Here is a 21,969-nt window from a genome sequence, read left to right on the forward strand (position 1 = left end):
CTATACATGACGATTGCCTAAAACACAAAGAGGTTCGGGTTGCATAAAACTTCGAGCCTCTTTCTTACTGTTAGAATAGACGAATAACTTTTAAAGTGGGGTATAGATAAAATGCGACAGCGAAAATTGATGATAGTAGTAGTTTTATGCTGTTTTTGCCTATGCATGGTTATATTTTTTCCACTTCAAAAGGCCTTCGTTTTTACAGAAACACGAGCAGAGCAACCAAAACAGCACTATATACTACTTACAAAAGATAATAAATTTCAAATTAGATATACACACTCAATACATCACTCAGATGTAGTGGAATTTTACCAATATGTAGAAGATGATCGTATACAAATGTTAAGGATGGAATATGAGGATTTAGCGATTGGTATGCCTGGCTATGCAGAAGAAAACCAAACATTGACACAACGAGATGGCAAGTATTTTCTGTCTTTTGACAATCATAAAATAATTGATAACTTTACCATTTATATAGGGGATCTGGACTTAGAGCTTGTATGGATTTATAAAGGTGTTGAATATGATTTAAAAAAAGATTTACAAAGGGGAAAATCCTACTTATTTGAAATAAAGCGATTATCGTTATATGAACAGTGGAAAGGAGTTAGACTGAAATGACAACAAAAGAAAAATCGAAAAAACAAGAAAAGAATATAGAAGAGTTCGAGCAAATTTCTGCTGAAGAGCAACAGGCCATACTCGAAAAATATGATATTGAATCAAATGTAAGAACTGTAACAGGTATAATGAAGCATGTTATTTTCTTTGGTCTTTTAGCATTTTCATTGTACCAGCTTTATACGGCTATTTTTGGGCAATTTCCAGCTCAAATTCAACGCAGCATTCATTTAGGCTTCGGTTTAACACTTATTTTTCTATTATTCCCTGCACGTAAAAAGGCACCGAAGCATAAAATTGCCTGGTTTGATTATATTTTAGCATTGTTATCTATCGGGGTTGGCTCTTATTGGACGATGAATTATAAAGAGCTTGTAAATAGCAATGGTACAATCACACAAATAGACTTTTTCGTTGGTTTAATAGCGGTTGTATTAGTGTTGGAGGCTGCTCGACGTGCTGTAGGATTACCGATTACTATTATTGCTACTGTTTTCTTAGTTTATGCATACTATGGTCCATATTTCCCAGCATTTATGGCACATAGAGGGCAAGATTTAGAAAGTATCGTAAACCTTATGTATTTTACAACAGATGGTATATTTGGTACCCCAATTAGTGTATCAGCCACATTTATTTTTGTCTTTTTACTATTTGGTGCATTTCTTGTGAAAACGGGAGTAGGTCAATATTTTAATGACTTAGCAGTTGCGCTAGCTGGTAAATTAATTGGTGGACCTGCAAAAGTAGCTGTGTTTTCAAGTGCACTGCAAGGTACAATTTCAGGGAGTTCTGTAGCAAATGTAGTAACATCAGGGTCCTATACAATTCCAATGATGAAAAAGCTAGGCTATCGTAAAGAGTTTGCAGGTGGAGTTGAAGCGGCAGCATCAACAGGTGGTCAACTGATGCCACCAATTATGGGTGCAGCAGCATTTTTAATGGTTGAGTTTATTGGTCGCGGTATTACGTATTGGGATATTGCAAAGGCTGCGGCTATTCCAGCACTGCTATATTTTACAGGTATTTGGATTATGACGCATTTTGAAGCAAAGCGAGTTGGCTTAAGTGGTTTAAGTGATGACCAGATGCCTAACCGCCGAGAGGTATTTAAGAAAATTTATTTGCTGCTCCCTATTATTGCTATTATCATATTAATGTTAACAGGTACACCAGTTATGCATGCAGCATTATATGGAATTATTATTTCAATTGGTGTGGCTATGTTTAATAAGGAAACACGTCTAAAGCCTAAAGATGTGGTTGAAGCACTAGTTGAAGGTGCCCGTACGGCTTTAGGGGTAGTGGCAGCTACAGCCTGTGCTGGAATTATTGTAGGTGTTGTAGTAAAAACAGGTCTTGGTTTAAGTTTAGCCAATAGCTTAGTAGCTTTAGCTGGTGGTAGTATTATTTTAACATTAATTTTTGTTATGATTGCTTCTTTAATTCTAGGTATGGGAGCACCTACTACTGCTAACTATGTTATTACATCAACAATTGCTGCACCAGCAATTGTAGCGTTATTATCACCAAATACGCCACAAGAATTAGTGCCAGTAGTAGTTTTATTATCTGCTCATTTCTTTGTGTTCTATTTTGGTATTATTGCGGATATTACACCACCAGTAGCGCTTGCAGCCTTTGCAGCTTCGGGCATTTCGGGCGGCGATCCTATTAAAACAGGCGTTAACTCAGCAAAGCTAGCCATTGCGGCATTTATTATTCCATATATGATTGTCTTTTCACCAGCCCTATTAATGATTGATACAACTGTACCTCAAATATTATGGGTAGTATTTACAGCCATAACAGGGATGGTAGCAATTGGTGCAGGAGTTATTGGCTATTGGTATCGTAAATTATTTTGGTTTGAAAGAATCATTATTATTGCGGCAGGGCTATTACTTATTTATCCAGAGAAATTTTCAGATTGGACTGGATTAGCCATCTTTATCGTGATGTTTGTCATTCAATTTTTATCTAATAAAAAGGGCAATCATCCTAATACTAACAATAAAACAGGTATGACGGCATCTTAAAGCTTGACTACTGAAGCTTTCAAAATTTTATTTTCATATAATAAATTAAAATAAGAACTTGTAGCGGAGGAAACTATAGTCTAGGCTTCAGACTGTTGACAAAGGGCATTGAGATATTGAAACTCAATGCCCTTTTTGTAATTTAAGGAAAGTCTATATGCAGATGATATTCCATCTGATTATGAGATATGTTTGATATATATAATGCATAATGCGTATAAATCATTGCTTTTTATTAATTTTTCATTGTATAATCTTTTTATCAGAAAATTCAATAAATTAAGGAGTGGTACAATGGGTAAATTATTCAACTCAAAATTTGAAACATATTTAATGGATCAGGAGTTTGACTTTCAACAAGAGGAAGAGAAGCATGAGGAGCAAACACCACAAGTACATTATGAAGAATATCCAGAGGGATTTTTTACAAGTTTATAGGGATGATTGAAAGGGCTATGCTAAAAGTGAAAAACTTTTAATATAGCCCTTTTGTACATAATAATGACTAAATGGATTATTGAAGGCATATTCATTGAATATAGTAAGTTTTTTTGATTAGCTATGTCTAAATATGTATATATGTTTATAAAATAGATTCATGTATAATGGGAAACAAAAAATATGTATAGAAGGTGTCATCATGTCAAAAGCATTAACAGTAGAGGAAACCATTTATCAATGGTTTGAGTATTTTCATACACATCCAGAAGTGAGCTGGAAAGAGTTTGAAACAACGAAAAAGATTGCCTCGATATTGGATGAATTGAATGTAAGCTATCGTGTATTTGGTGATATCCCTGGACTGATTGCTGAAATTGGAACGGGCGATGAAATTGTTGCGGTACGTGCAGATATGGATGCATTGTGGCAAGAGGTAGATGGCACATGGCAGGCAAACCATTCTTGTGGTCATGATGCAAATATAACAATGGTTCTGGGTACATTATTATTGCTGAAAAATCAACCATTACAGCATCGTGTTCGTTTTATTTTCCAGCCTGCTGAGGAGCTTGGCAATGGGGCATGTGCAGCCTTTGACCATGGAGCGGTTGAAGGGGTATCACATTTATTTGGCGTACATTTACGACCAATTGAAGAGTTACCACTTGGTAAAGTTTCTCCAGCTATCCATCACGGTGCAGCCTATTTTTTAGAAGGGATGATTCAGGGGATTGATGCACATGGTGCAAGACCACATCAGGGAAAAAATGCTATTGATGTAATTATGGCTATACAGCAGATGTTACATAGCATCCACCTGTCACCATTTGAGCCATATTCCGCAAAGCTCACAAAAATTATTGCAGATGGCGGTAGCACGAATATTATTCCAGGTAATGCTAGTTTTTCAATGGATATTCGTGCACAGCATAATGAGCAGCTTGAATTGCTTCGTAGTAAAATTGAAGCGGGATTAAAGGCTATACAACAACAATTTGATATTACAATGAACTGGAAGTGGCTTGATTTTACACCAGGTGCTGAGGTATCACCGATTGCAGCAAAAATGGCAAAGGATGCCATTATTGAAGTGTTAGGTGAGGAGCATTTAGCGAATGAAATAATAACACCCGGCAGTGATGATTTTCATTTTTATACAGTGAAAAAGCCAACATTAAAAGCTGCAATGATTGGTATTGGCGCAAATTTAGCACCAGGCTTACATCATCCAAAAATGACATTCGATCATCGTGCATTAATCGATGCTGCTAAAGTTCTTGCGGCTGTATTAGCAAAAACACCTGAATATGAATAATAAAATTATCAAAGAAAACTCGAACAGCTACAAAATTTTGTAGCATAAGTTCGAGTTTTTTTGGTCTTAAAGTATTTTTTATGCATGGATATTCAAGTATTTACATGGTTTTCAATCGCTACTTGGAAGCGTTTTATTACGCTAAAACAGTTGAATTCTCTTGAGAAGCATAATTTTTTTGCGTTGACTTTTAATTTTTTGAATATTAAGCTAAAAATCGTAAAAAATTATTTGCGTCTTTGTGAATTCGAAGGAGAGCTTGGTGCAAAAAAGGGGATGGGAGAATTGAAGAAAGATATAAATGCAGGTTGGGCACTACTAACTTTTGCTATTATGATTACGGCAATGCTTATTACTGTAGTAGTTTTAGAGCAAGGTCCTCACGTACCTTTACTTGTTGGTACAACGGTAGCAGCAATTGTTGCCAAATTACATGGCTATAAATGGGCAGAAATTGAAGAAATGATGTATAAAGGAATACGTCTAGCTTTACCTGCTATTGTTATTATTATTTTAGTAGGTTTAACAATTGGTGCATGGATCGGTGGCGGCGTTGTAGCAACGATGATTTTCTATGGTTTAAAGCTAATTTCTCCAGCGTGGTTCTTAGTAACAATTATGGTGCTATGTTCAATTGTATCTTTAGCTATTGGGAGTTCTTGGTCAACAATGGCTACAATTGGTGTGGCAGGTATGGGTATTGGCTTAAGCATGGGAATTCCTGCAGCAATGATTGCGGGTGCAGTTATTTCAGGCTCATACTTTGGTGATAAAATGTCACCATTATCAGATACAACAAATCTTGCAGCAGGATTAACAGGCACAGATTTATTTGACCATATTAAGCATATGCTTTATACAACAATTCCAGCCTTGATTATTTCACTTGTTGTCTTTGGCATTATGGGTAGAAAATTTGCAGATGTTTCAATGCAATCAGAGGAAATTTTAACAACATTAAAAGTGATGGAGGACAGTTTTGTTATTTCTCCATGGCTATTGCTTGTACCAGTAGGGGTTATTGTATTAGTCGCTAAAAAAGTACCAGCAATTCCAGCTTTAATTATTGGGATTGTAGCAGGCTTCCTCCTACAAATCCTTGTACAGGGTGGTACAGCTACAAGCGCTGTACAAGCATTACAGGAAGGTTTTACAATTTCGACAGGCAACGCTATGGTAGATGATTTATTTAATCGTGGTGGCTTAGATTCCATGATGTATACGGTTTCAATGACAATTGTTGCCATGACATTTGGTGGGATTTTAGAATATTCAGGCATGTTAAAGGCATTGATGGATGTTATTGTGAAGCTTGCTAAATCTACAGGTAGTTTGATTGCTTCAACAATTGCTGCTTGTATTACAACGAATGCGACATGTTCAGAGCAGTATATTTCAATTGTTGTTCCTTCACGTATGTTTGCAGGGGTTTATCAAAAACGTGGGCTTCATTCTAAAAACCTATCTCGTGCACTAGAGGATGGGGGAACATTAACTTCCGTATTCTTCCCTTGGAATACTTGTGGTGTGTTTATTTTAGCAACATTAGGTGTAGGCGCTATGGAATATGCACCATATGCGATTCTGAATTTTGCAGTACCAATTATTTCAATTATTTATGGCTATATCGGATTTGCAATTGTAAAATTAACGCCTGAAGAAATCGCAGCTGCTGAGCAACGTAGAAAAGAGCAAGAAGCTGAAAGTCTAGTATAATGGCTTAGAATTCTCGTAGGCATATAAACACCTACGAGAATTTTATTTTAGTATGTAGCAAAATTTAATTCATAGATGGTGCGAGGGCGACCTTGCTGATGGGTCATTTCCTCACCCACAGCCTTTGCATAGCCATTATCAACTAACTTTTTAATAATACGCTCGGTTGTTCGGCGTGTAACTTGTAAATATTCAGCAAGGTTTTGCGCTGTAAATTGAGTTGATTGACGCTCATGACTAAAGTTAATGATTTTAGAAATATTTAATGGGCTTAAATTTGTGAGCTTTGCCATTTCCAATACATATGGATCATTGGTTTTTAAAGCTAGCCTGCCTTCTGTATTTGGAAAAGGACCTAATAAATTTTTATGCTCGTCAAGAAGATAAATTTCACGAGGCTTTGTAAATGCCAGTGCATGTTGAGCATGTTGTGTAGCTTCAAAAATAGAATGTCCATAGCCAAATGCTAGTTTAAATGGCTGATTAATTTTCTGAATAAGCTTCTCTAAGTTGTCCTTTTCAAGAGCTATTTGTAAATGCCCAGCAGTTGTATAAAGCTCAAAGGAGTGCGAGGTAATTTGCTTATAGGTTGAAAAAGTAGCCTTTGTAATTTCGCTAACGACTGTTGATGGAGAAGAGGCATCTTCAGGAATTTCTAAAAAACCAACAACAGCTTTTACCGATTCAGATTTAGTTAATAGTGATTTTGATTTTGTTTCTTCAAGACATTGAATAATGGCATTTGTTGTATCTAACATACGCATTGCAGGTATTTGTCTTGCTTGTAATTCGTCGAACACACTATGAATACTTGTAATAACAAAATCAATGCTTTTCGCATTCCATAAGGCAATATGCTGATGTAGAATCGTTTCAGTCGGCTCTGTAATGGATATATGTTGAACATATGGCTTTTCACCAGTATATTCTATTTCAGCTAAAACATTATCAACAAATATTGGATTCATTACATCAATCGAAATTCTATTGATTGGTATGGCATGTGTAGCTACTAGTGATAATAAAGTTGTTGAAATCGCTATTTCATCCTGTTTAAGATAATTCCACGGTATTGGAATTTCCGACAGTAATGATTGGGCATGTAAATAAGGTAATGTTCCCCCTAATAAAAGAGCATCACATGGTTTCATTTGTTTTAGTAGAGTAGGTGCTTCCGCTGGATGATTGTACAAATAAAATTCTAATTGAACATTGGGGATATTTTGTGCGATACTAATAATACGTTTCATAAAGGCTTTAGAACAAATAATCGCTATTTTCGTAGACATAGGCATCACTCCTTTGCTATTTTTTTCAGTAATTAGCGACATATTAACGACTATTAAAACATGAAGGAGATTAATGATTATGAAAATCCAACAAGTAGATATTTTTGCTATCCATTTACCATTGATTGACCCATTTATTATTAGCTATGCTACATATGATACAATGCCCTCCATTATTTTAAAAGTAACAACTGATACAGGGGTTGTCGGATATGGAGAAGCTGTTCCTGATGAGCATGTAACAGGTGAAACATGGGAAAGTACCTATGCGGTATTAAAAAATCACCTTGCACCTGCTGTTATTGGAGAAAGCCCAATGGCATTTGAAAAGCTGCATGATAAAATGAACAAAATTGTGAAGGACGTACCAGCCGCAAAGGCAGCGATTGATATTGCCTGCTTCGATATTGCTGGAAAGGCATTGGGCGTACCAGTATATCAGCTATTAGGTGGACGCTATCATGAAAAATTCCCAATTACACATGTTTTAAGTATTGGAACACCTGAAGCAATGGCAGAGGAGGCAGCTAATCGTGTAGAAATGGGCTACCGTTCATTTAAAATGAAGGTGGGAACAGAAGTTATGCGTGATGTTGCTCGTATTAAAGCAGTACGTGAGCGTGTTGGAGAGGATATTGCGATTCGGGTTGATGTCAATCAAGGCTGGGGCAATGCAGCTACTACACTACAAGGCTTACGTGTTATGAAAGACTTAAATATTGATTGGCTAGAGCAACCAGTCAATAGTGAAGATATTGATGGAATGGTTGAGATTAAATCAAAATCTGATGTAACGTTAATGATTGATGAAGGGCTGCGTGGTGTACGTGAAATGCGTGAAATTATTGCTAAGCGTGCAGCCGATAAAGTAAATATTAAATTAATGAAATGCGGGGGCATTTATCCTGCTATGAAGCTTGCTGTGATGGCTGAAATGGCAGGTATTGAATGTCAGGTTGGCTCAATGGTAGAGTCCTCTGTAGGTTCTGCTGCAGGCTTCCATGTAGCATTTTCGAAAAAGATTATGACAAGTGTTGAATTAACAGGACCACTTAAGTTCTCAAAAGATGTGGGCAATCTACATTATGATGTGCCGTTTATTTGCTTAAATGAGCAGCCTGGCTTAGGTGTAGATGTAGATGAAGCTGTGATTCAGGAATTATGTAAGTTCTCAGCTGTTGTTACAGCCTAAGGGGGTAGGATATGAAAAAGCTTTATACAGGTATGCTTGGTGAAACGCCATTTGATGTTATACAACTAGCACCTCAGCATTTACAGCAAATTGAGAAGCTACAGATGGAGGTTTATCAGGCATTAGAAGATCAAACGATTTTACAGCCTTTAACGACAGAGGAATTTGACTATATTTTAAATGGCAATGGTATGATGCTCGGTGCGTATGTAGGGGAGGAATTAATCGCCTTTCGTGCTTTATTAAATCCTCCTGCTGAGGATGAGCATCTTGGGTATGACTGTGGCATTGCAGAGCATGAGTTCCATCGGGTTTTATATCAGGAGATATCTAATGTTTCGCCGAAATATCGCGGCTATGGCTTACAGCAAACATTAGCGGCGGTGGCTATGAACCAGATTGATTTAGAAAAATATGATTACATATGTTCAACAGTGAAGCCCTATAATATTCCAAGCTTAAAGGATAAATTTTCTCAGCAGCTTGTGATTAAAGGCTTAAAGGTGAAATATGTAGATAAGCTACGTTATATTTTCTATAAAGATTTACGACAAAAGCCGCCTATTTTTACAGATCAGCAAACGGTGTCAATGGGGGATATAGCCGCTCAGCAACAGCTATTAAAGCAGGGCTATTTAGGCACAGCTATGTTTGAAGAAAATAATGATTGGTTTGTTGTATATGAAAAGTAAAAACCTTATCCTTCACTAAAGCAAAATGTGAAGGATAAGGCTTTTTTTATTTTTTCATTGGACAAAAGCCACAAGCCATTAAACCAGGGATATCTTTGGAAAAACAGCATGATTTGCGAACAGGAACATTCACTAAATTTGTTGGGCTTTGATTGCCTGTATATTGTGCCCACCAAGATTTATTGGAGAAGCGTGCCCATGTTTTTGGGTTTTCTAAGGCTTCTATATCCTCCATTGCTTGGTCAGCTAGGCCGGGGTTGGCTAGCAATACATGATAATGCCATAGTAAATAGCCAAAGAAATTTTCCCAAATAGTAAGGGGGGAGATAGATGTCACCTTTCGAAGCTGTTGAACAATTACGTGCCCATCATAGAGAATTTTTTCAATAACGGCCTGACGTTCATCTTCATCAACATAGCGCCAGTCATTAGGGTTTGCAAACATAGCAACGGTAAAGCTATTAAATTCTTTAGCGGCATCAAAGCGCAATTCAATTGGCTTACCATCCCAAACCTCATCATAGGCAGCGAGCATATAAAATTGCATAGCAAAAAACATACCGTAACGGCGCGCAAAATGGGAAATAGCCGCAGTTTCCGTTGCTGCATCTGTAATGCCCATCATCAAGTTTAAAAAATCAGGATGGTAAAAATCTTTATGTATATCAGCCAATGTAAATAAAGTCCGCTTAGGCTCAGTTGTATAAATACTATAAGAGTTTAGTTGTTGCACTTGATCCATCGTTAAAGCTGGCATGGTCATCCTCCTTTATTTAGTTAATTATAAAGTAATCATTTTTGCTTCACAAATGGAATGCAATGTAGTAAAATGCATTAAACATATAAGATATATATGAATTAAAGTCATGGATAAAAAAATTAAGATTTTTTTAGATTATTGTTGACATTTTAATTGATAATGATTATCATTATCGTATAAAGATTATTCCTCCTCTACAATACAGTGTAGAGAGGATGAACTTTAGCTACTTTTCTCCAGAAGTTTGCTAGTTCATGATTACGCTCCTAAAACCCCCCTCATTTTTTGGGAACGTGAAAATCTCTAGGCGACTCATCCTACGATAGGATGGAGTCGTCTTTTTTTATCTTGTTCAGCAAATTCTTTTTGTATCGAAAGCGAAGCGTCAGCGGAAGATGCTTTATGTACCGAAAGCATTAGCGACAGGTATAATTATGCTGGAGTGTAATTGATGCCATATAAAAAAACAGCCCAATAAAGGACTGTTTATGGGGAAGTGGACTGTTGTACAGCACTTTTTCTCCCTAATATCATTGTATAGTAGCTATGCAATAGCATACCAATAATAATTACGCCAAGACCCGCTAGCGCAATTGGATTTGGGAAGGCTATTCCGAGTAGTAGTACCTCACCGATAATTACAAATAAAATTTCGGTTGATTGTGTTGCTTCTACAGCAGCAAGCTTTCCCTGATGATCTCTGACACGATCTGTTGCAATGAAAAATAAGATTGTTGCAATAACGCCTGAACTAATGCCGACTAGTAAAGATTGGAATAGTTGACTTGCTGACGGCAGTCCCACTGTTATCATGGCGTAAATAGCGATAATAATCCATGCTGGCATCGACGCAATTGTCATGCCAAGGACACGCTGAAAGGTATCAATACGTCCACCACAGATTTCCATCATTTTGCGATTCCCTAGAGGATAGGCAAAGGCAGCAATGATAACAGGCAAAATACCAAGCATTAAACTTCTAAATGGAACAGATTGTGCCTGAGGTATTTGAATAAGTAGAATACCTACTAATATGACACAAGAGATTAGAAGAGAGATTAACGGAATCTTTTGCCGTACCTTTTTCCCCGCGATAATAGAAACAAAGAGGGGGGCTAATAATACCCCAGCAACAATGGTAAATTGCCATGTTCCAGATACAAGCCAGCCTGGACCAAATGCCGCTGCAAATGTTAAAGGTGCATAGAACAATACAAAGCCAACAAAGCTCCAAAGCAACCATCCAATAGGCTGTGCCTTCATTTCTCCAGCTAGCTGTGAAAAGCCCTTACGATAAAAAACAATCACCAGCAAAAAGGGGAGCATAAAGAAATATCGTAGTGATGCACTCCAAAGCCAGCTACCTCCCTGCATTTCCATTGCATGATTTAAAATAAATGTGACAGCAAAGAACAGTGAAGCTAAAATGCCTAATGCAATTTCTTTCATCAAGACCACCTCAATTGGAGTTGTATCATAAAACTCCATATGTAATATTGTAATGTGAAAATTCAGTCATTAATGCTGAAAAAATGACGAAGAAAGGAAAGCCTTTCTTCGCAATAGCATTCAAAACCTTTTATTGTGCCTGTTGTTCAAAGAGCTGAACAATTTCAATAATGACTTGTGCTGCTTTCTCCATTGTTTCAGCAGATACATATTCAAACTTACCATGCATATTTTCACCACCAGCAAAAATATTTGGTGTTGGTAAGCCCATATAGGATAACTGTGAGCCATCTGTACCACCACGGATTGGTAAAGTGTTTGGTGTAATATCTAATTTTTCCATTGCAGCACGGGCAATGTCAACAATTTCTTTTACAGGTTCAATTTTTTCACCCATATTATAGTATTGATCTTCCATTGTAATGCTTAGAGCATCTTTTCCAAACTGCGCTTGGATTTTAGCTGCTGCATCAAGCATTAACTGTTTTTTCTCTTCAAATTTTTGACGATCATGGTCGCGTACAATATAAGATAGCTCTGTATGCTCAATCAATCCATTAAAGTTCGTTAAATGAATAAAGCCCTCATAGCCCTCTGTTTTTTCAGGAACTGCATCAGCAGGCATTTCATTTTGAAAGGCAATCGCTATTGTTATTGCATTTATCATTTTATTTTTAGCAGAGCCAGGATGGACACTAGTGCCCTTTGTAATAACTTTTACGCCAGCGGCATTAAAGCTTTCGTATTGTAGCTCTCCAAGTGGCCCACCATCCATTGTATAGGCATAGTCTGCTCCAAATGCAGCTACATCAAATTTATGTGGACCACGGCCAATTTCTTCATCAGGTGTAAAGGCTACACGAATTTTTCCGTGTTTGATAGAAGGGTTTTGAATAAGGTATTCCATAGCCGTCATAATTTCAGCAATACCAGCCTTATCATCTGCGCCTAATAGGGTAGTACCATCTGTTGTAATAAGTGTTTGACCAATATAATTTTTCAGTTCAGGGAAATCTGTTGGTGACATTACTAAATGTTCATTTAACTGAATATCGCCACCATCGTAGTTATCTACACGCTGTGGCTTCACATTTGTCCCCGTATAATCTGTTGCTGTATCCACATGTGCTAAAAAACCAATTGTTGGTACTTCTTTATTTGTATTTGCCTCTAATGTAGCAAATAAATAGCCATTTTCATCTAAGGTAATATCTGTTAAGCCAATTTCAGCAAGTTCATCTTTTAAAACATATAATAGATCAAATTGCTTTTGTGTGGAAGGCGTAGTTTCGCTTGTAGAGTCTGATTGTGTATCGATTTTTGCATAGCGAATTAATCGCTCAATTACTTGTTCTTTCATAAAATATGGCCTCCTATATGTGTATATGTTAGTATTGTATCACTTTACTTCGGGTTTCGGAATATTGAAGGATGCTTAAGGAAATAAGGAATTGGGCGCTATAATACGTCAGCATAATGACTTCATGAGAAAAAGCTAATGGTGCAACAAATTTATTGATTGCTAAATAGGAATCAGAGGCGATAAATAATAAAGCACCAATTGTAGCAAATTTAGAGCCAGTTTGAATGGCTGTCCAGCCCATTGTAAAAATAATAGCTATATAGGCAAGCACTGCAATGCCGAGTAGGGTGCTTCCTGTTTGAAATACAGACCCCGCAAGCCATATCCCCATCATCGCCCCATAAAGCAATAAAATCAGCTTTGCCCAAGCAGGTACTTGCTGTTTATGAGCAGTAACAAATGCAGCAATATAAAAAATATGCCCAATTAAAAAGCTAGTTAGTCCAACTAAAAACCACTGTAATGTATAATCGCCAATCATACAAAATATAAGACCTGTGATAATCAATAGTTGGTATTTTCGAACATGTAATGGTTTTTGAATAGTAGCTAATATAATCATCAATAACATTGGGATGACTTTAAAGATGAGTGTTAATCCTTCTGCAATATGGGAAAAAAGAAAAATATAATAAAGGCTGAATAACATGGTAAATGCTATTAATAGTTTTTTTAGCAATTGCTTCAGCTCCTCTCCATTTGAAATTCTTTCTTAATTAATAGAATTCCTTTATCTAAAAAAGAATTTTTTATAGAGAGTGTTCACTTGGCATAGAAGTTACCCTTTTATAATATGAAACCTTTTTCATCTGTAACCGTAAATTAAGAAGACATACAATTGAAGAGAGGATGAAATAAATGACTAAGCTACTTATAGCTTCGGCAGTCATTGCAGTGATCGCAAGTGTGTTAGTAACACCGCTTATTACAAAAAAGCGTGAGGATGGAAAATCCAAAAAGGTTATTGGCTACTTTTTTATCGGTGTTTTTGTATTAAGCTTGTTAGCAACAGGTATCACTTTATATATAACAAAAATCGATGTAAATTGGCTTGTTTTTTGGCCTGCTATTATTGTGCTGACATTAGTAGGTGCGCTGCTGGCAAGTGGTATTGAACGAAAAATAAAGGGCATTTTATTTTTAGCAAGTTTAGGCGTTGCCATTTATGTATTATCAGCACCTTTATGGAATGCTAATGAAAAATTTAAGTCTTCTGAAATGAAGGAAGAGGTGGAGATCACACCGTTCGATGAAACACAGACGCCCGCAAGCGTTCCGCCAAAATTTGCACGCAATAAAATGAAAAAGGCGTTTGGACAAGTGCCAAATACAAGTTATTATGAGCTGGGACGTCTTCAAATTCAAAAGGTGAAGGGCGAATATGTGTATATAGCACCAGTTGAATTTTCAGGGTTTTTTAAATGGATGAATGGCGACACAACGCCAGGCTATTTTATTATGAGTGCGACAGACTCAGCAGATAATCCACGATTTGTGAAGGAGGAAATGAAGTATGTTCCTTCTGCATACTTAAATGCGAATTTAGAGCGCCATATTCGTCTACAGCATCCATTCCTAATTTTTTATGGGGATGTTCAGCTTGAGGTTAATGATGAAGGAAAGCCGTATTATATTCGCTCATATGGTGAATTTATCTCAGCGCGTAATGGCTTTGATGTGAAAGGGATTGTGTTAGTGGATGCCTTAACAGGGAAATCAGAGGTGCTAGAGCTAAAAAATATTCCGGAATTTATTGATGGTGGAGTGTCACCCGAAACGGTCAGCTTACAAAATAGTTATTTTGGTAACTATGTTCATGGATTCTGGAATAGTATGTTTGGGAAAAAGGATGTAAAAATTCCATCTGATGAGGGAACAGAATCAAATGTTAGCCCAATTTTTGATGAGAATGGTGATATGTATTACTTTACAGACTTTACAAGTCCAAAAGAGGGCGTAGATTCTATGCTGGGCTATTCTTTAACAAATGCGCGAACAGGTGCAGCAACATATTATACAGGAAATCAAGATTCAAGCTATATGGATTCACAAGGTAATTTACAAATTATTGAAAAGAAATTTATAGAGAAAAAATGGACTGGTGAAATGCCAGTGTTATATAACTTTTATGGTGAAGCAAGCTGGTTAACGGCTGTACTGGATTCTAATGGCTTTTTACAAAACTATTTTATTGTATCAGCAGCAAATCCCGAGATTTCTGTTTATGCAACAACACCTAAAGAAGCGCTGAAATTATATAAAACAGCCTTAAGCCGTGGAGGAAATACAGTGGACGGGAGCTCCAAAGCGGAGGAAAAGCAGGCTAGTGGAAAAGTATTACGTGTATACAAAGAACGTTTAGGTGATTTTACAACAGTATCGTTCTTGCTAGAAAATGGTGAAAATTATTTAGTAAGTGCTGAAACAGAGCCTTTAGCTATTTATTTACAAGAGGGTGATGAGGTCATTCTCACATATGGCGATACAGGCGAGCAATTCTTGCCAGTTCGTTCACTAATGATAAAAGGGCTACAATAGAAAAAATAACAAAGGGCGATCTTCATGCAGTGAAGGTCGTCCTTTGTTATTTAGTGTGCTGTTGAATATAGCGCAACATTTTTTCTCGATGGTTGGTAAAAAGTGTTTGTGCATGATTATTTAACATGAAAATATCTTGCAGGTAACTTTGCAATAGTTTATTTTCATATTCGAAAGTTAGTTGGTCATTATTTTCTAAAATATAATCTAACAAAAGGGCGTGTAAGACAACTACTTCTAAATTTTGTGTATTGGTAATAAATTTTAGTTGAAGAATCGTTGTATGTGACACAAATTGATCAATATAGTCAATAGCAGGTTGATATTGTGTAAAGTCAATATGTGCTTCAAGTCGCTTTCTTAATTCTGTACAATTATTATTTAATTCTTCCATTTTTAAAAATAAACTTCTAACACTTCTCCTATGCTGTTGCTCCAAAGTACGAGCAAGATGCTTATTCACAAAGGCCATTTTGTCTATAACTCCTTTCAGTGATAGGATTATCTTGGTTCAGTGGGTGTCCAAACGCCCACTGAACCAAGATAAAAGCCCGACAGATGTACCTGACGCTAGCGCGTAATCGATTATTATAAATATGAATGGAATTGCTGGAAAAAGAAAGAGTCCTATTTATTAATTTGCAGTTATATATCTGATGGAGCTTATGTAAAAAATACTAGTTAAAATGAAAATGGGGTTGTTATCATACGATAGTAACCCCATTTCTAATAGTTTATTTCCAATTAAATCCTTTTTTAGCTAAAAACTCTTTAATATGAGGACGACGTTGCTCAATTAGGAAGTCAGCCATTTGTTTTGTCCAATTATCAATTTTTCTATTTGATGATCGGCTATTATAATAGGCTTCCATTGTTTCGTTATATGCTGGTAAAAGCTCCTCATATTTTTGAGCATTGTATTCATTTTCATGTAATACAGCAGATACAGGTAAACGAGGTTTTACCTCATTGCGACGTGCAGGAACGCCGATTGTTAGCCCAAATAATGGGAAAACATAATCAGGTAGATTGAACAACTCACTGATTTCAGCAGGGTTATTGCGTACACCGCCAATATAGCAAATACCGTAGCCCATTGATTCAGCAGCAATCACAAAGTTCTGTGCAAATAATGACACATCTGCTACACCTACAAGGACATTTTCAGCGGAGTCAGCTACGATATCCACACTCTCTAATCTACCAGCCATTTGCAGGCGCTTAAAGTCAACACAAAAGACAAAAGCACCTCCGGAGGTTTCATATTGGCGTGGGTTGCCAGAAAGTAAACCTAATTTTTCCTTTTTCTCTTCATCTGTTACCCATATAACACTATAGGCTTGTACAAAATGTGATGTTGCAGCCATTTGTGCTGTAGCAATTAAATCTTCAATAATGTCTTTTGAAATAGGTTTACCATCATAAATACGCACTGAAGAATGGTTACGTAATAATTCTTTTACCATGTATAGACTCTCCTTTGTTTCTTTGTATATGAAAAGCATAGCACGCTTTATAGTCAAAATCGAACAAAGAAGAATATTTAATCACTTATAGGAAGTTCTATAAATTATCTCATAACGTAAAATATTTATAATGAAAATCTATAGAAGTCCAATCCATTTCCAATAAGTTGCAGAGAAGAGCAAAATCAAAATAAAGCCTACAACGGTTAATGGAATACCTGATTTCAGGAAGTCTTTTGTTGTAAATGCGCCCGTACCATAGGCAAGCATATTTTGTGGTGCGCTGATTGGTAGCAGGAAGCCAAAGCTAATGACAAATTGCTGTACAATGACGAAACCAACTTGGTCAACATTCGCCGTTAATGTTGATGCTAAAACGATAAATACTGGTATAAGCGCGGATGCTAAGCTTGTTGCACTTGCAAAGCCTAAATGAATCAAAATATTAAAGAGTGTGACGAGTGCAATCGTAGCTAAAATCGGCATAGAATCTAAACCAAGTGAGCCAAACACTTTATCGGATAACCATGATGCACCTTCCGTACTTAATAAAATCGTTCCTAGCATAATACCTACCGCAAAGACAATAATTGTTCCCCAAGGAATATGAGATTCAACTTCCTTCCATGTATATACACCGATTTTTGGTAATAATAAAATAGCAATAGCAATAATTGTGACGGTTGTTGTATCAAATGGATGAAGTCTTCCTTCAGTTGCCCAAAAGAACAGTAAGATAACAGAGGTAATAATTAAACGTATTTCAGGGCCTTTTAACGGACCAAGCTCTTCAAGTTGTTTCTTGATAACCTCTTTACCACCCTCAATATTGCTTGTTTCAGGTTTAATAAGCATAATCATGACGAAAAATAGCACAACTGACATAATAACGGAGAATGGACCAGCGTAGAGTAGCCATGCCCCCCAAGAAATATTCACATTAAATTGTTCTTGAATAAAATTTAATGCAACCATATTTTGGGCTGCTGCTGTTTTGATACCAATATTCCAAATAGAAACAGCTTGTACAGAAGTAATAACAAGTAGGGCAGCGAGTCGGCTATCACGTGGTAAACCAAATGCTGCGACCATTCCGAGTAAAATGGGAACAACGGCACCAGCACGCGCTGTAGCAGAAGGGACAAAGAATGCAAGGGCTATTGATACTAGAATAGCGCCAAATACAATAGCTTTCGTTTTTGTTCCTACAAGTGAAAGAATCCAGAGAGCGAGTCGCTTATGCAAGTTGGTAAGCTGCATTGCTGCTGCTAAAAAAAGAGCTGCTGCTACTAGAGCGACTGCGGAATTACTAAAGCCACTTAATGCAAGCTTTAGAGCACCTGCTGTACCTAATTCTGTTGTAGGGTCATTAACTGTTGGCGCAAGCCCAAGTAACACAGTAACAAGTGCAATAATCATCGCTGAGCTAACAGGATATGATACAGCTTCTGTTACCCAAAGAATAACTGCGAAGGCTAGGATGGCTAGAGAGCGCTGTCCTGCTACAGGTAGCTCACCATTATTCGGCAAAAATGTAATAATAATTAGTAGGGCAAAGGCTAGCGCAATCCAGAGAGGCTTTAAATTACGTTTTGTAGCTTCTTGTTTCAGTGCTGACATATTTTCTCATCCTTTCTACACTATTATTCATAACATCGGTTAGGACAATACTTTATTAAGATAGAAAACTGTCCATTTTATTATAGAATAATCAGTATGTAAAATAATTACTTTTTAGAGCATTAAGCAGATAATAAAGAGAAAATATACGGTCATACAAAAGACAAAATAACTATGTAAGTAATTCAATGCCAGTGTATAGGGGATATTATAATTCCGATAAATATTTTTGTGGAAAAATGCTGAGCATGCTTTTATGATTACGCAGCACATTGTTAGTGAAGACAGGAGGCTGAAATTGCCAATGCCTCCATTGTTAATATTGTACCCGTTTCAAATAAATGCAATCGTAATAGTTTGTTAAATTTCTATAATAATACTATTTCTTTTTCTTAAATGCTGAGGTGACTTTAGGCTCTGTGCCTTTCACTAATCGTTTAATATTTTCAATATGTAAAATCATAGCGATGACAAAAAGCAATAGTGCGATAACAGTTGGGCCGATTCCGGGAATCCATAAATATGTGGCTGTACAAAAGACAAGATAAAACTCAAGTACACCAACAATTAAATAGTTTGTAGCAAACGATAAAATAACAAAAAGTATAAGTGCAAATAAACCAATTTTCCAATTCACAGCAAGCAAAATACCAATAATAGAGGCAGTCCCTTTACCGCCATTAAAGCCCATATAAAACGGGAAGTTATGACCTAAAATAACACCTGCAGCTATCAGGTATGTCAGCAGCCATATTTGCTCTTCTGTCAAAAATGTAGCATCCCCAAAATATAGGTGTGCACCAATAATGGCAATAACTCCTTTGCCAATATCAATGAGAGCGACTAAAACACCGTATTTCCAGCCAAGAGAAAGTGTGGCATTGGAGGCTCCAGCATTGCCATGACCAGCTTTTTTTAGGTCAACCCCCGATAAAATTTGCGCCACCTTCGAACCATGAATGCAGCCAATAAGATAGCCGACAATAAGAACAGTAATCACGGCTTTTACCATAAAAATACTCCTTTCGAATTGATTTCTAAAAATAATGTATGTGTTCATATTACGAAAAAAAGCAAACAGAAGTTTCGGAAAAAATAAAATTTATAGGTTGACAGAAAAAAACTCTATGTTTATACTGTGTAACAACGATGGAAATTGAATCACATACTCTTATCAAGAGCGGCGGAGGGACAGGCCCTATGATGCCCAGCAACCAGTGAGTGACGAACTTACTACGGTGCTAATTCCTGCAGATTCATGCTTGAATCTGGCAGATAAGGGGAGGAAAACTTGCAACTGCAACCCTCTTCTTAGCTGAAGAGGGTTTTTTGTTTTCTACAGAAAATCCTCCTCATCTCCGGTACCATCGTAAAAAAATAACCATTTGGAGGTATACAATGACAGATTTTAAACCAGAAACATTATTGTTACATGGTGGTCAAGAGCCAGACCCTGTGACAGGCACCCGTACAGTTCCTATCTATCGTTCAACAGCTTTTGTTTTTAAAGACACTGCTCATGCGCAACGTCTTTTTGCCTTAGAGGAAGCGGGGAATATTTACACACGTATTACAAACCCTACTGTAGATGTTTTTGAAAAGCGTGTAGCTTTATTGGAGGGTGGGACAGCGGCAGTAGCACTTTCATCTGGTGCAGCAGCGATTGCCTTCTCCATTTTAAACCTAGCAGGAGCTGGTGATGAAATAGTAGCAGCTAGTTCTTTATATGGTGGTACTTATAATTTATTCGCAAATACATTACCAAACTACGGTATTAAAACAATTTTTGTAGATGAAACAAACCCAGAAAATTTCCATGCAGCGATTACTGATAAAACGAAGGCTGTTTTTGCTGAAGTCTATGGTAATCCAAGCTTAAAGGTTTTAGATATTGAAGCGGTTGCTAAAATTGCTCATGACAACAGCTTGCCATTAATTATAGATAGCACATTTGCTTCTCCTTATGGCTCTACACCAATTGACTTTGGGGCAGATATTGTTGTTCATTCAGCAACAAAATGGATTGGTGGTCATGGTACAACTTTAGGTGGTGTTGTAGTAGATGCTGGTAAGTTTGACTGGACGAGTGGACGGTTCCCTGGCTTTACGGAGCCTGATGCTTCCTATCATGGACTACGTTATGGCATTGATACAGCATCCACTGCTTTTGCTACAAAGCTACGTGTACAATTATTACGCGACTTTGGTCCAACATTGAGCCCTGACGCTGCTTTTAATTTCCTACAAGGTTTAGAAACGCTTCATTTGCGTATACCTAAACATAATGAAAATGCATTGGCAGTGGCTGAATATTTACAAAACCACCCATCTGTGGAATATGTAAATTACAATGGTCTTGAGGATTTCCCTACACATCATTTGGCGAAGAAATATTTAAGAAATGGCTTCGGTTCAGTGCTTACCTTTGGCATTAAAGGTGGACGTGAAGCAGGAAGAAAGCTTATTGATAGTGTAAAGCTATTCTCACATGTAGCGAATGTAGGAGATGCTAAATCGTTAATTATACACCCAGCATCCACGACACATCAGCAATTATCAGCAGAGGAATTGGTCCAAGCTGGCGTAGCCGAATCGCTCATTCGCTTATCTATCGGCTTAGAGGCAGTGGAAGATATTATTGCTGATTTAGAACAGGCAATTGCACAAGCAACATCAGCTGAGCAAACAATAGAAGCTTAAGCTAGAGAAGATAAAGAGCAATGTTGTAGCGTTTACGTATTTTCTCATTTGAAGTGCCTCATTTGGTAATGCGTAAAACGTTGCTGCATCAGCTATTTACCTCATTTGGTAAATTGTCAGAACTTTCTCGAAAATAAAACCTAGTATTTTTATTTGTATTATTGACTTAAATAAAACCATGCTATATACTAGGAAATAATATAAATGAGCGACACTAACTTTTTAAAGGGTAAACAGTTAAAAGTGCTGTCTAACCAGCAGCTATTTCTCTCTAAAAACTGATGATAAAGGAGTGGTTTAAATGGGTAATATTTATAGTGCACAAAATATTGCATCTTATTTTATTTATGAACTAAACGAAGGTTATATATTTGTAAACAATAAGGCCATGCAACACTTACTTGCATCAGTTGAAGAAAAATGGCAACAAGCTTTTGGTCATACAGCATTTTATGAACAAATTTGTGCACAAGAAGAAGGCTATAGCGTAAAGGAAGTTTATGAAGCTTATCAAAGTTATGGTATAAGTCATATCCCACTTCCTGCAACAGAGTATTATTTAAAATATGGTACATTCCAATTAGTTGAACGTACATATGCTGTGCCGAATTTTACAGAGAAGGAAGTCAGCCTTGTTCAACAGGTTTTAACACAATATCGCTATCAATTGCTTTCAAAAGCAGGCTAAAACTCCCCTTATATCTTTAAGCTCATTCTCTGCTGCTACAGGGAATGAGCTTTTTTAATAGGGGTCTTGTT

At 36.8% G+C, this 21,969-nt stretch carries 19 protein-coding genes and 1 riboswitch; of the genes, 10 read left to right on the forward strand and 9 right to left on the reverse strand.

Annotated elements, in window-relative coordinates; translation table 11 throughout:
• Window positions 1-165 precede the first annotated feature (165 nt).
• The 5 genes from MHB42_RS01915 (at window position 166) to nhaC (ending at window position 6,141) form a co-directional block, all read left to right on the forward strand.
• Window positions 166-630, forward strand: a complete 465-nt coding sequence (locus MHB42_RS01915) for a DUF1850 domain-containing protein (RefSeq protein ID WP_340804072.1) — start codon at window positions 166-168, stop codon at window positions 628-630.
• Entirely contained in the window at window positions 627-2,669 is a 2,043-nt protein-coding gene (locus tag MHB42_RS01920; RefSeq protein WP_340804073.1) for a TRAP transporter permease, read from the forward strand. The genes MHB42_RS01915 and MHB42_RS01920 overlap by 4 nt, the downstream gene beginning before the upstream one ends.
• Window positions 2,670-2,963: 294 nt before the next feature.
• Window positions 2,964-3,107, forward strand: a complete 144-nt coding sequence (locus tag MHB42_RS01925; RefSeq protein WP_340804074.1) for a hypothetical protein — start codon at window positions 2,964-2,966, stop codon at window positions 3,105-3,107.
• 202 nt (window positions 3,108-3,309) lie between these two features.
• The gene (locus MHB42_RS01930) at window positions 3,310-4,425 is read left to right on the forward strand and encodes an amidohydrolase (protein ID WP_340804076.1); all 1,116 of its coding nucleotides are present in this window, start codon (window positions 3,310-3,312) and stop codon (window positions 4,423-4,425) included.
• 285 nt (window positions 4,426-4,710) lie between these two features.
• Complete coding sequence (nhaC, locus tag MHB42_RS01935; protein WP_340808507.1) at window positions 4,711-6,141, forward strand: Na+/H+ antiporter NhaC; 1,431 nt, start codon at window positions 4,711-4,713, stop codon at window positions 6,139-6,141.
• Window positions 6,142-6,188: 47 nt separating this feature from the next.
• Here the strand turns inward: nhaC and MHB42_RS01940 are convergent, their stop codons facing one another.
• Window positions 6,189-7,430 carry a hypothetical protein gene (locus MHB42_RS01940; protein ID WP_340804078.1) on the reverse strand — a complete coding sequence of 414 codons (1,242 nt, stop codon included), beginning with the start codon at window positions 7,428-7,430 and terminating at the stop codon, window positions 6,189-6,191.
• Window positions 7,431-7,509: 79 nt separating this feature from the next.
• Here MHB42_RS01940 and MHB42_RS01945 point away from each other — a divergent pair, with 79 nt between their 5' ends.
• Complete coding sequence (locus tag MHB42_RS01945; RefSeq protein ID WP_340804079.1) at window positions 7,510-8,622, forward strand: mandelate racemase/muconate lactonizing enzyme family protein; 1,113 nt, start codon at window positions 7,510-7,512, stop codon at window positions 8,620-8,622.
• A gap of 11 nt (window positions 8,623-8,633) precedes the next feature.
• Complete coding sequence (locus MHB42_RS01950) at window positions 8,634-9,314, forward strand: GNAT family N-acetyltransferase (RefSeq protein ID WP_340804080.1); 681 nt, start codon at window positions 8,634-8,636, stop codon at window positions 9,312-9,314.
• 46 nt (window positions 9,315-9,360) lie between these two features.
• Here MHB42_RS01950 and MHB42_RS01955 read toward each other — a convergent pair whose 3' ends face one another.
• The 4 genes from MHB42_RS01955 to MHB42_RS01970 all read right to left on the reverse strand — a co-directional run bounded on the left by MHB42_RS01955 (window position 9,361) and on the right by MHB42_RS01970 (window position 13,535).
• Window positions 9,361-10,071: a Fe-S oxidoreductase gene (locus tag MHB42_RS01955; protein ID WP_340804081.1), complete on the reverse strand. Its 711-nt coding sequence runs from the start codon at window positions 10,069-10,071 to the stop codon at window positions 9,361-9,363.
• Between the two features lie 489 nt (window positions 10,072-10,560).
• Complete coding sequence (locus MHB42_RS01960; RefSeq protein ID WP_340804083.1) at window positions 10,561-11,523, reverse strand: DMT family transporter; 963 nt, start codon at window positions 11,521-11,523, stop codon at window positions 10,561-10,563.
• A gap of 130 nt (window positions 11,524-11,653) precedes the next feature.
• On the reverse strand, window positions 11,654-12,883 hold the full coding sequence (gene pepT, locus MHB42_RS01965) for a peptidase T (protein ID WP_340804084.1): 1,230 nt from the start codon (window positions 12,881-12,883) through the stop codon (window positions 11,654-11,656).
• 28 nt (window positions 12,884-12,911) lie between these two features.
• A complete protein-coding gene (locus MHB42_RS01970; RefSeq protein ID WP_340808508.1) occupies window positions 12,912-13,535 on the reverse strand; it encodes a lysoplasmalogenase in 624 nt (207 codons plus the stop codon).
• Between the two features lie 209 nt (window positions 13,536-13,744).
• On the opposite strand from MHB42_RS01970, the gene MHB42_RS01975 reads away from it, so the two are divergent.
• Window positions 13,745-15,424, forward strand: coding sequence for a hypothetical protein (locus MHB42_RS01975; RefSeq protein WP_340804085.1), 1,680 nt, complete (start codon window positions 13,745-13,747; stop codon window positions 15,422-15,424).
• Window positions 15,425-15,470: 46 nt separating this feature from the next.
• Here MHB42_RS01975 and MHB42_RS01980 read toward each other — a convergent pair whose 3' ends face one another.
• The 4 genes from MHB42_RS01980 to MHB42_RS01995 form a co-directional block, all read right to left on the reverse strand.
• Window positions 15,471-15,896, reverse strand: coding sequence for a hypothetical protein (locus tag MHB42_RS01980; protein ID WP_340804086.1), 426 nt, complete (start codon window positions 15,894-15,896; stop codon window positions 15,471-15,473).
• A gap of 262 nt (window positions 15,897-16,158) precedes the next feature.
• On the reverse strand, window positions 16,159-16,890 hold the full coding sequence (gene chrR / locus MHB42_RS01985) for a class II chromate reductase ChrR (RefSeq protein ID WP_340804087.1): 732 nt from the start codon (window positions 16,888-16,890) through the stop codon (window positions 16,159-16,161).
• Window positions 16,891-17,028: 138 nt separating this feature from the next.
• Complete coding sequence (locus tag MHB42_RS01990) at window positions 17,029-18,510, reverse strand: DASS family sodium-coupled anion symporter (RefSeq protein ID WP_340804088.1); 1,482 nt, start codon at window positions 18,508-18,510, stop codon at window positions 17,029-17,031.
• Window positions 18,511-18,889: 379 nt separating this feature from the next.
• Entirely contained in the window at window positions 18,890-19,522 is a 633-nt protein-coding gene (locus tag MHB42_RS01995) for a glycerol-3-phosphate acyltransferase (protein WP_340804089.1), read from the reverse strand.
• A gap of 156 nt (window positions 19,523-19,678) precedes the next feature.
• Window positions 19,679-19,792: riboswitch (SAM riboswitch) on the forward strand.
• Window positions 19,793-19,908: 116 nt separating this feature from the next.
• Here MHB42_RS01995 and MHB42_RS02000 point away from each other — a divergent pair.
• The gene (locus MHB42_RS02000) at window positions 19,909-21,210 is read left to right on the forward strand and encodes an O-acetylhomoserine aminocarboxypropyltransferase/cysteine synthase family protein (RefSeq protein WP_340804090.1); all 1,302 of its coding nucleotides are present in this window, start codon (window positions 19,909-19,911) and stop codon (window positions 21,208-21,210) included.
• A gap of 301 nt (window positions 21,211-21,511) precedes the next feature.
• On the forward strand, window positions 21,512-21,898 hold the full coding sequence (locus tag MHB42_RS02005) for a hypothetical protein (RefSeq protein WP_340804091.1): 387 nt from the start codon (window positions 21,512-21,514) through the stop codon (window positions 21,896-21,898).
• Window positions 21,899-21,969: the final 71 nt, after the last annotated feature.

It is taken from the genome of Lysinibacillus sp. FSL K6-0232, assembly GCF_038008325.1.
GTDB lineage: Bacteria > Bacillota > Bacilli > Bacillales_A > Planococcaceae > Lysinibacillus.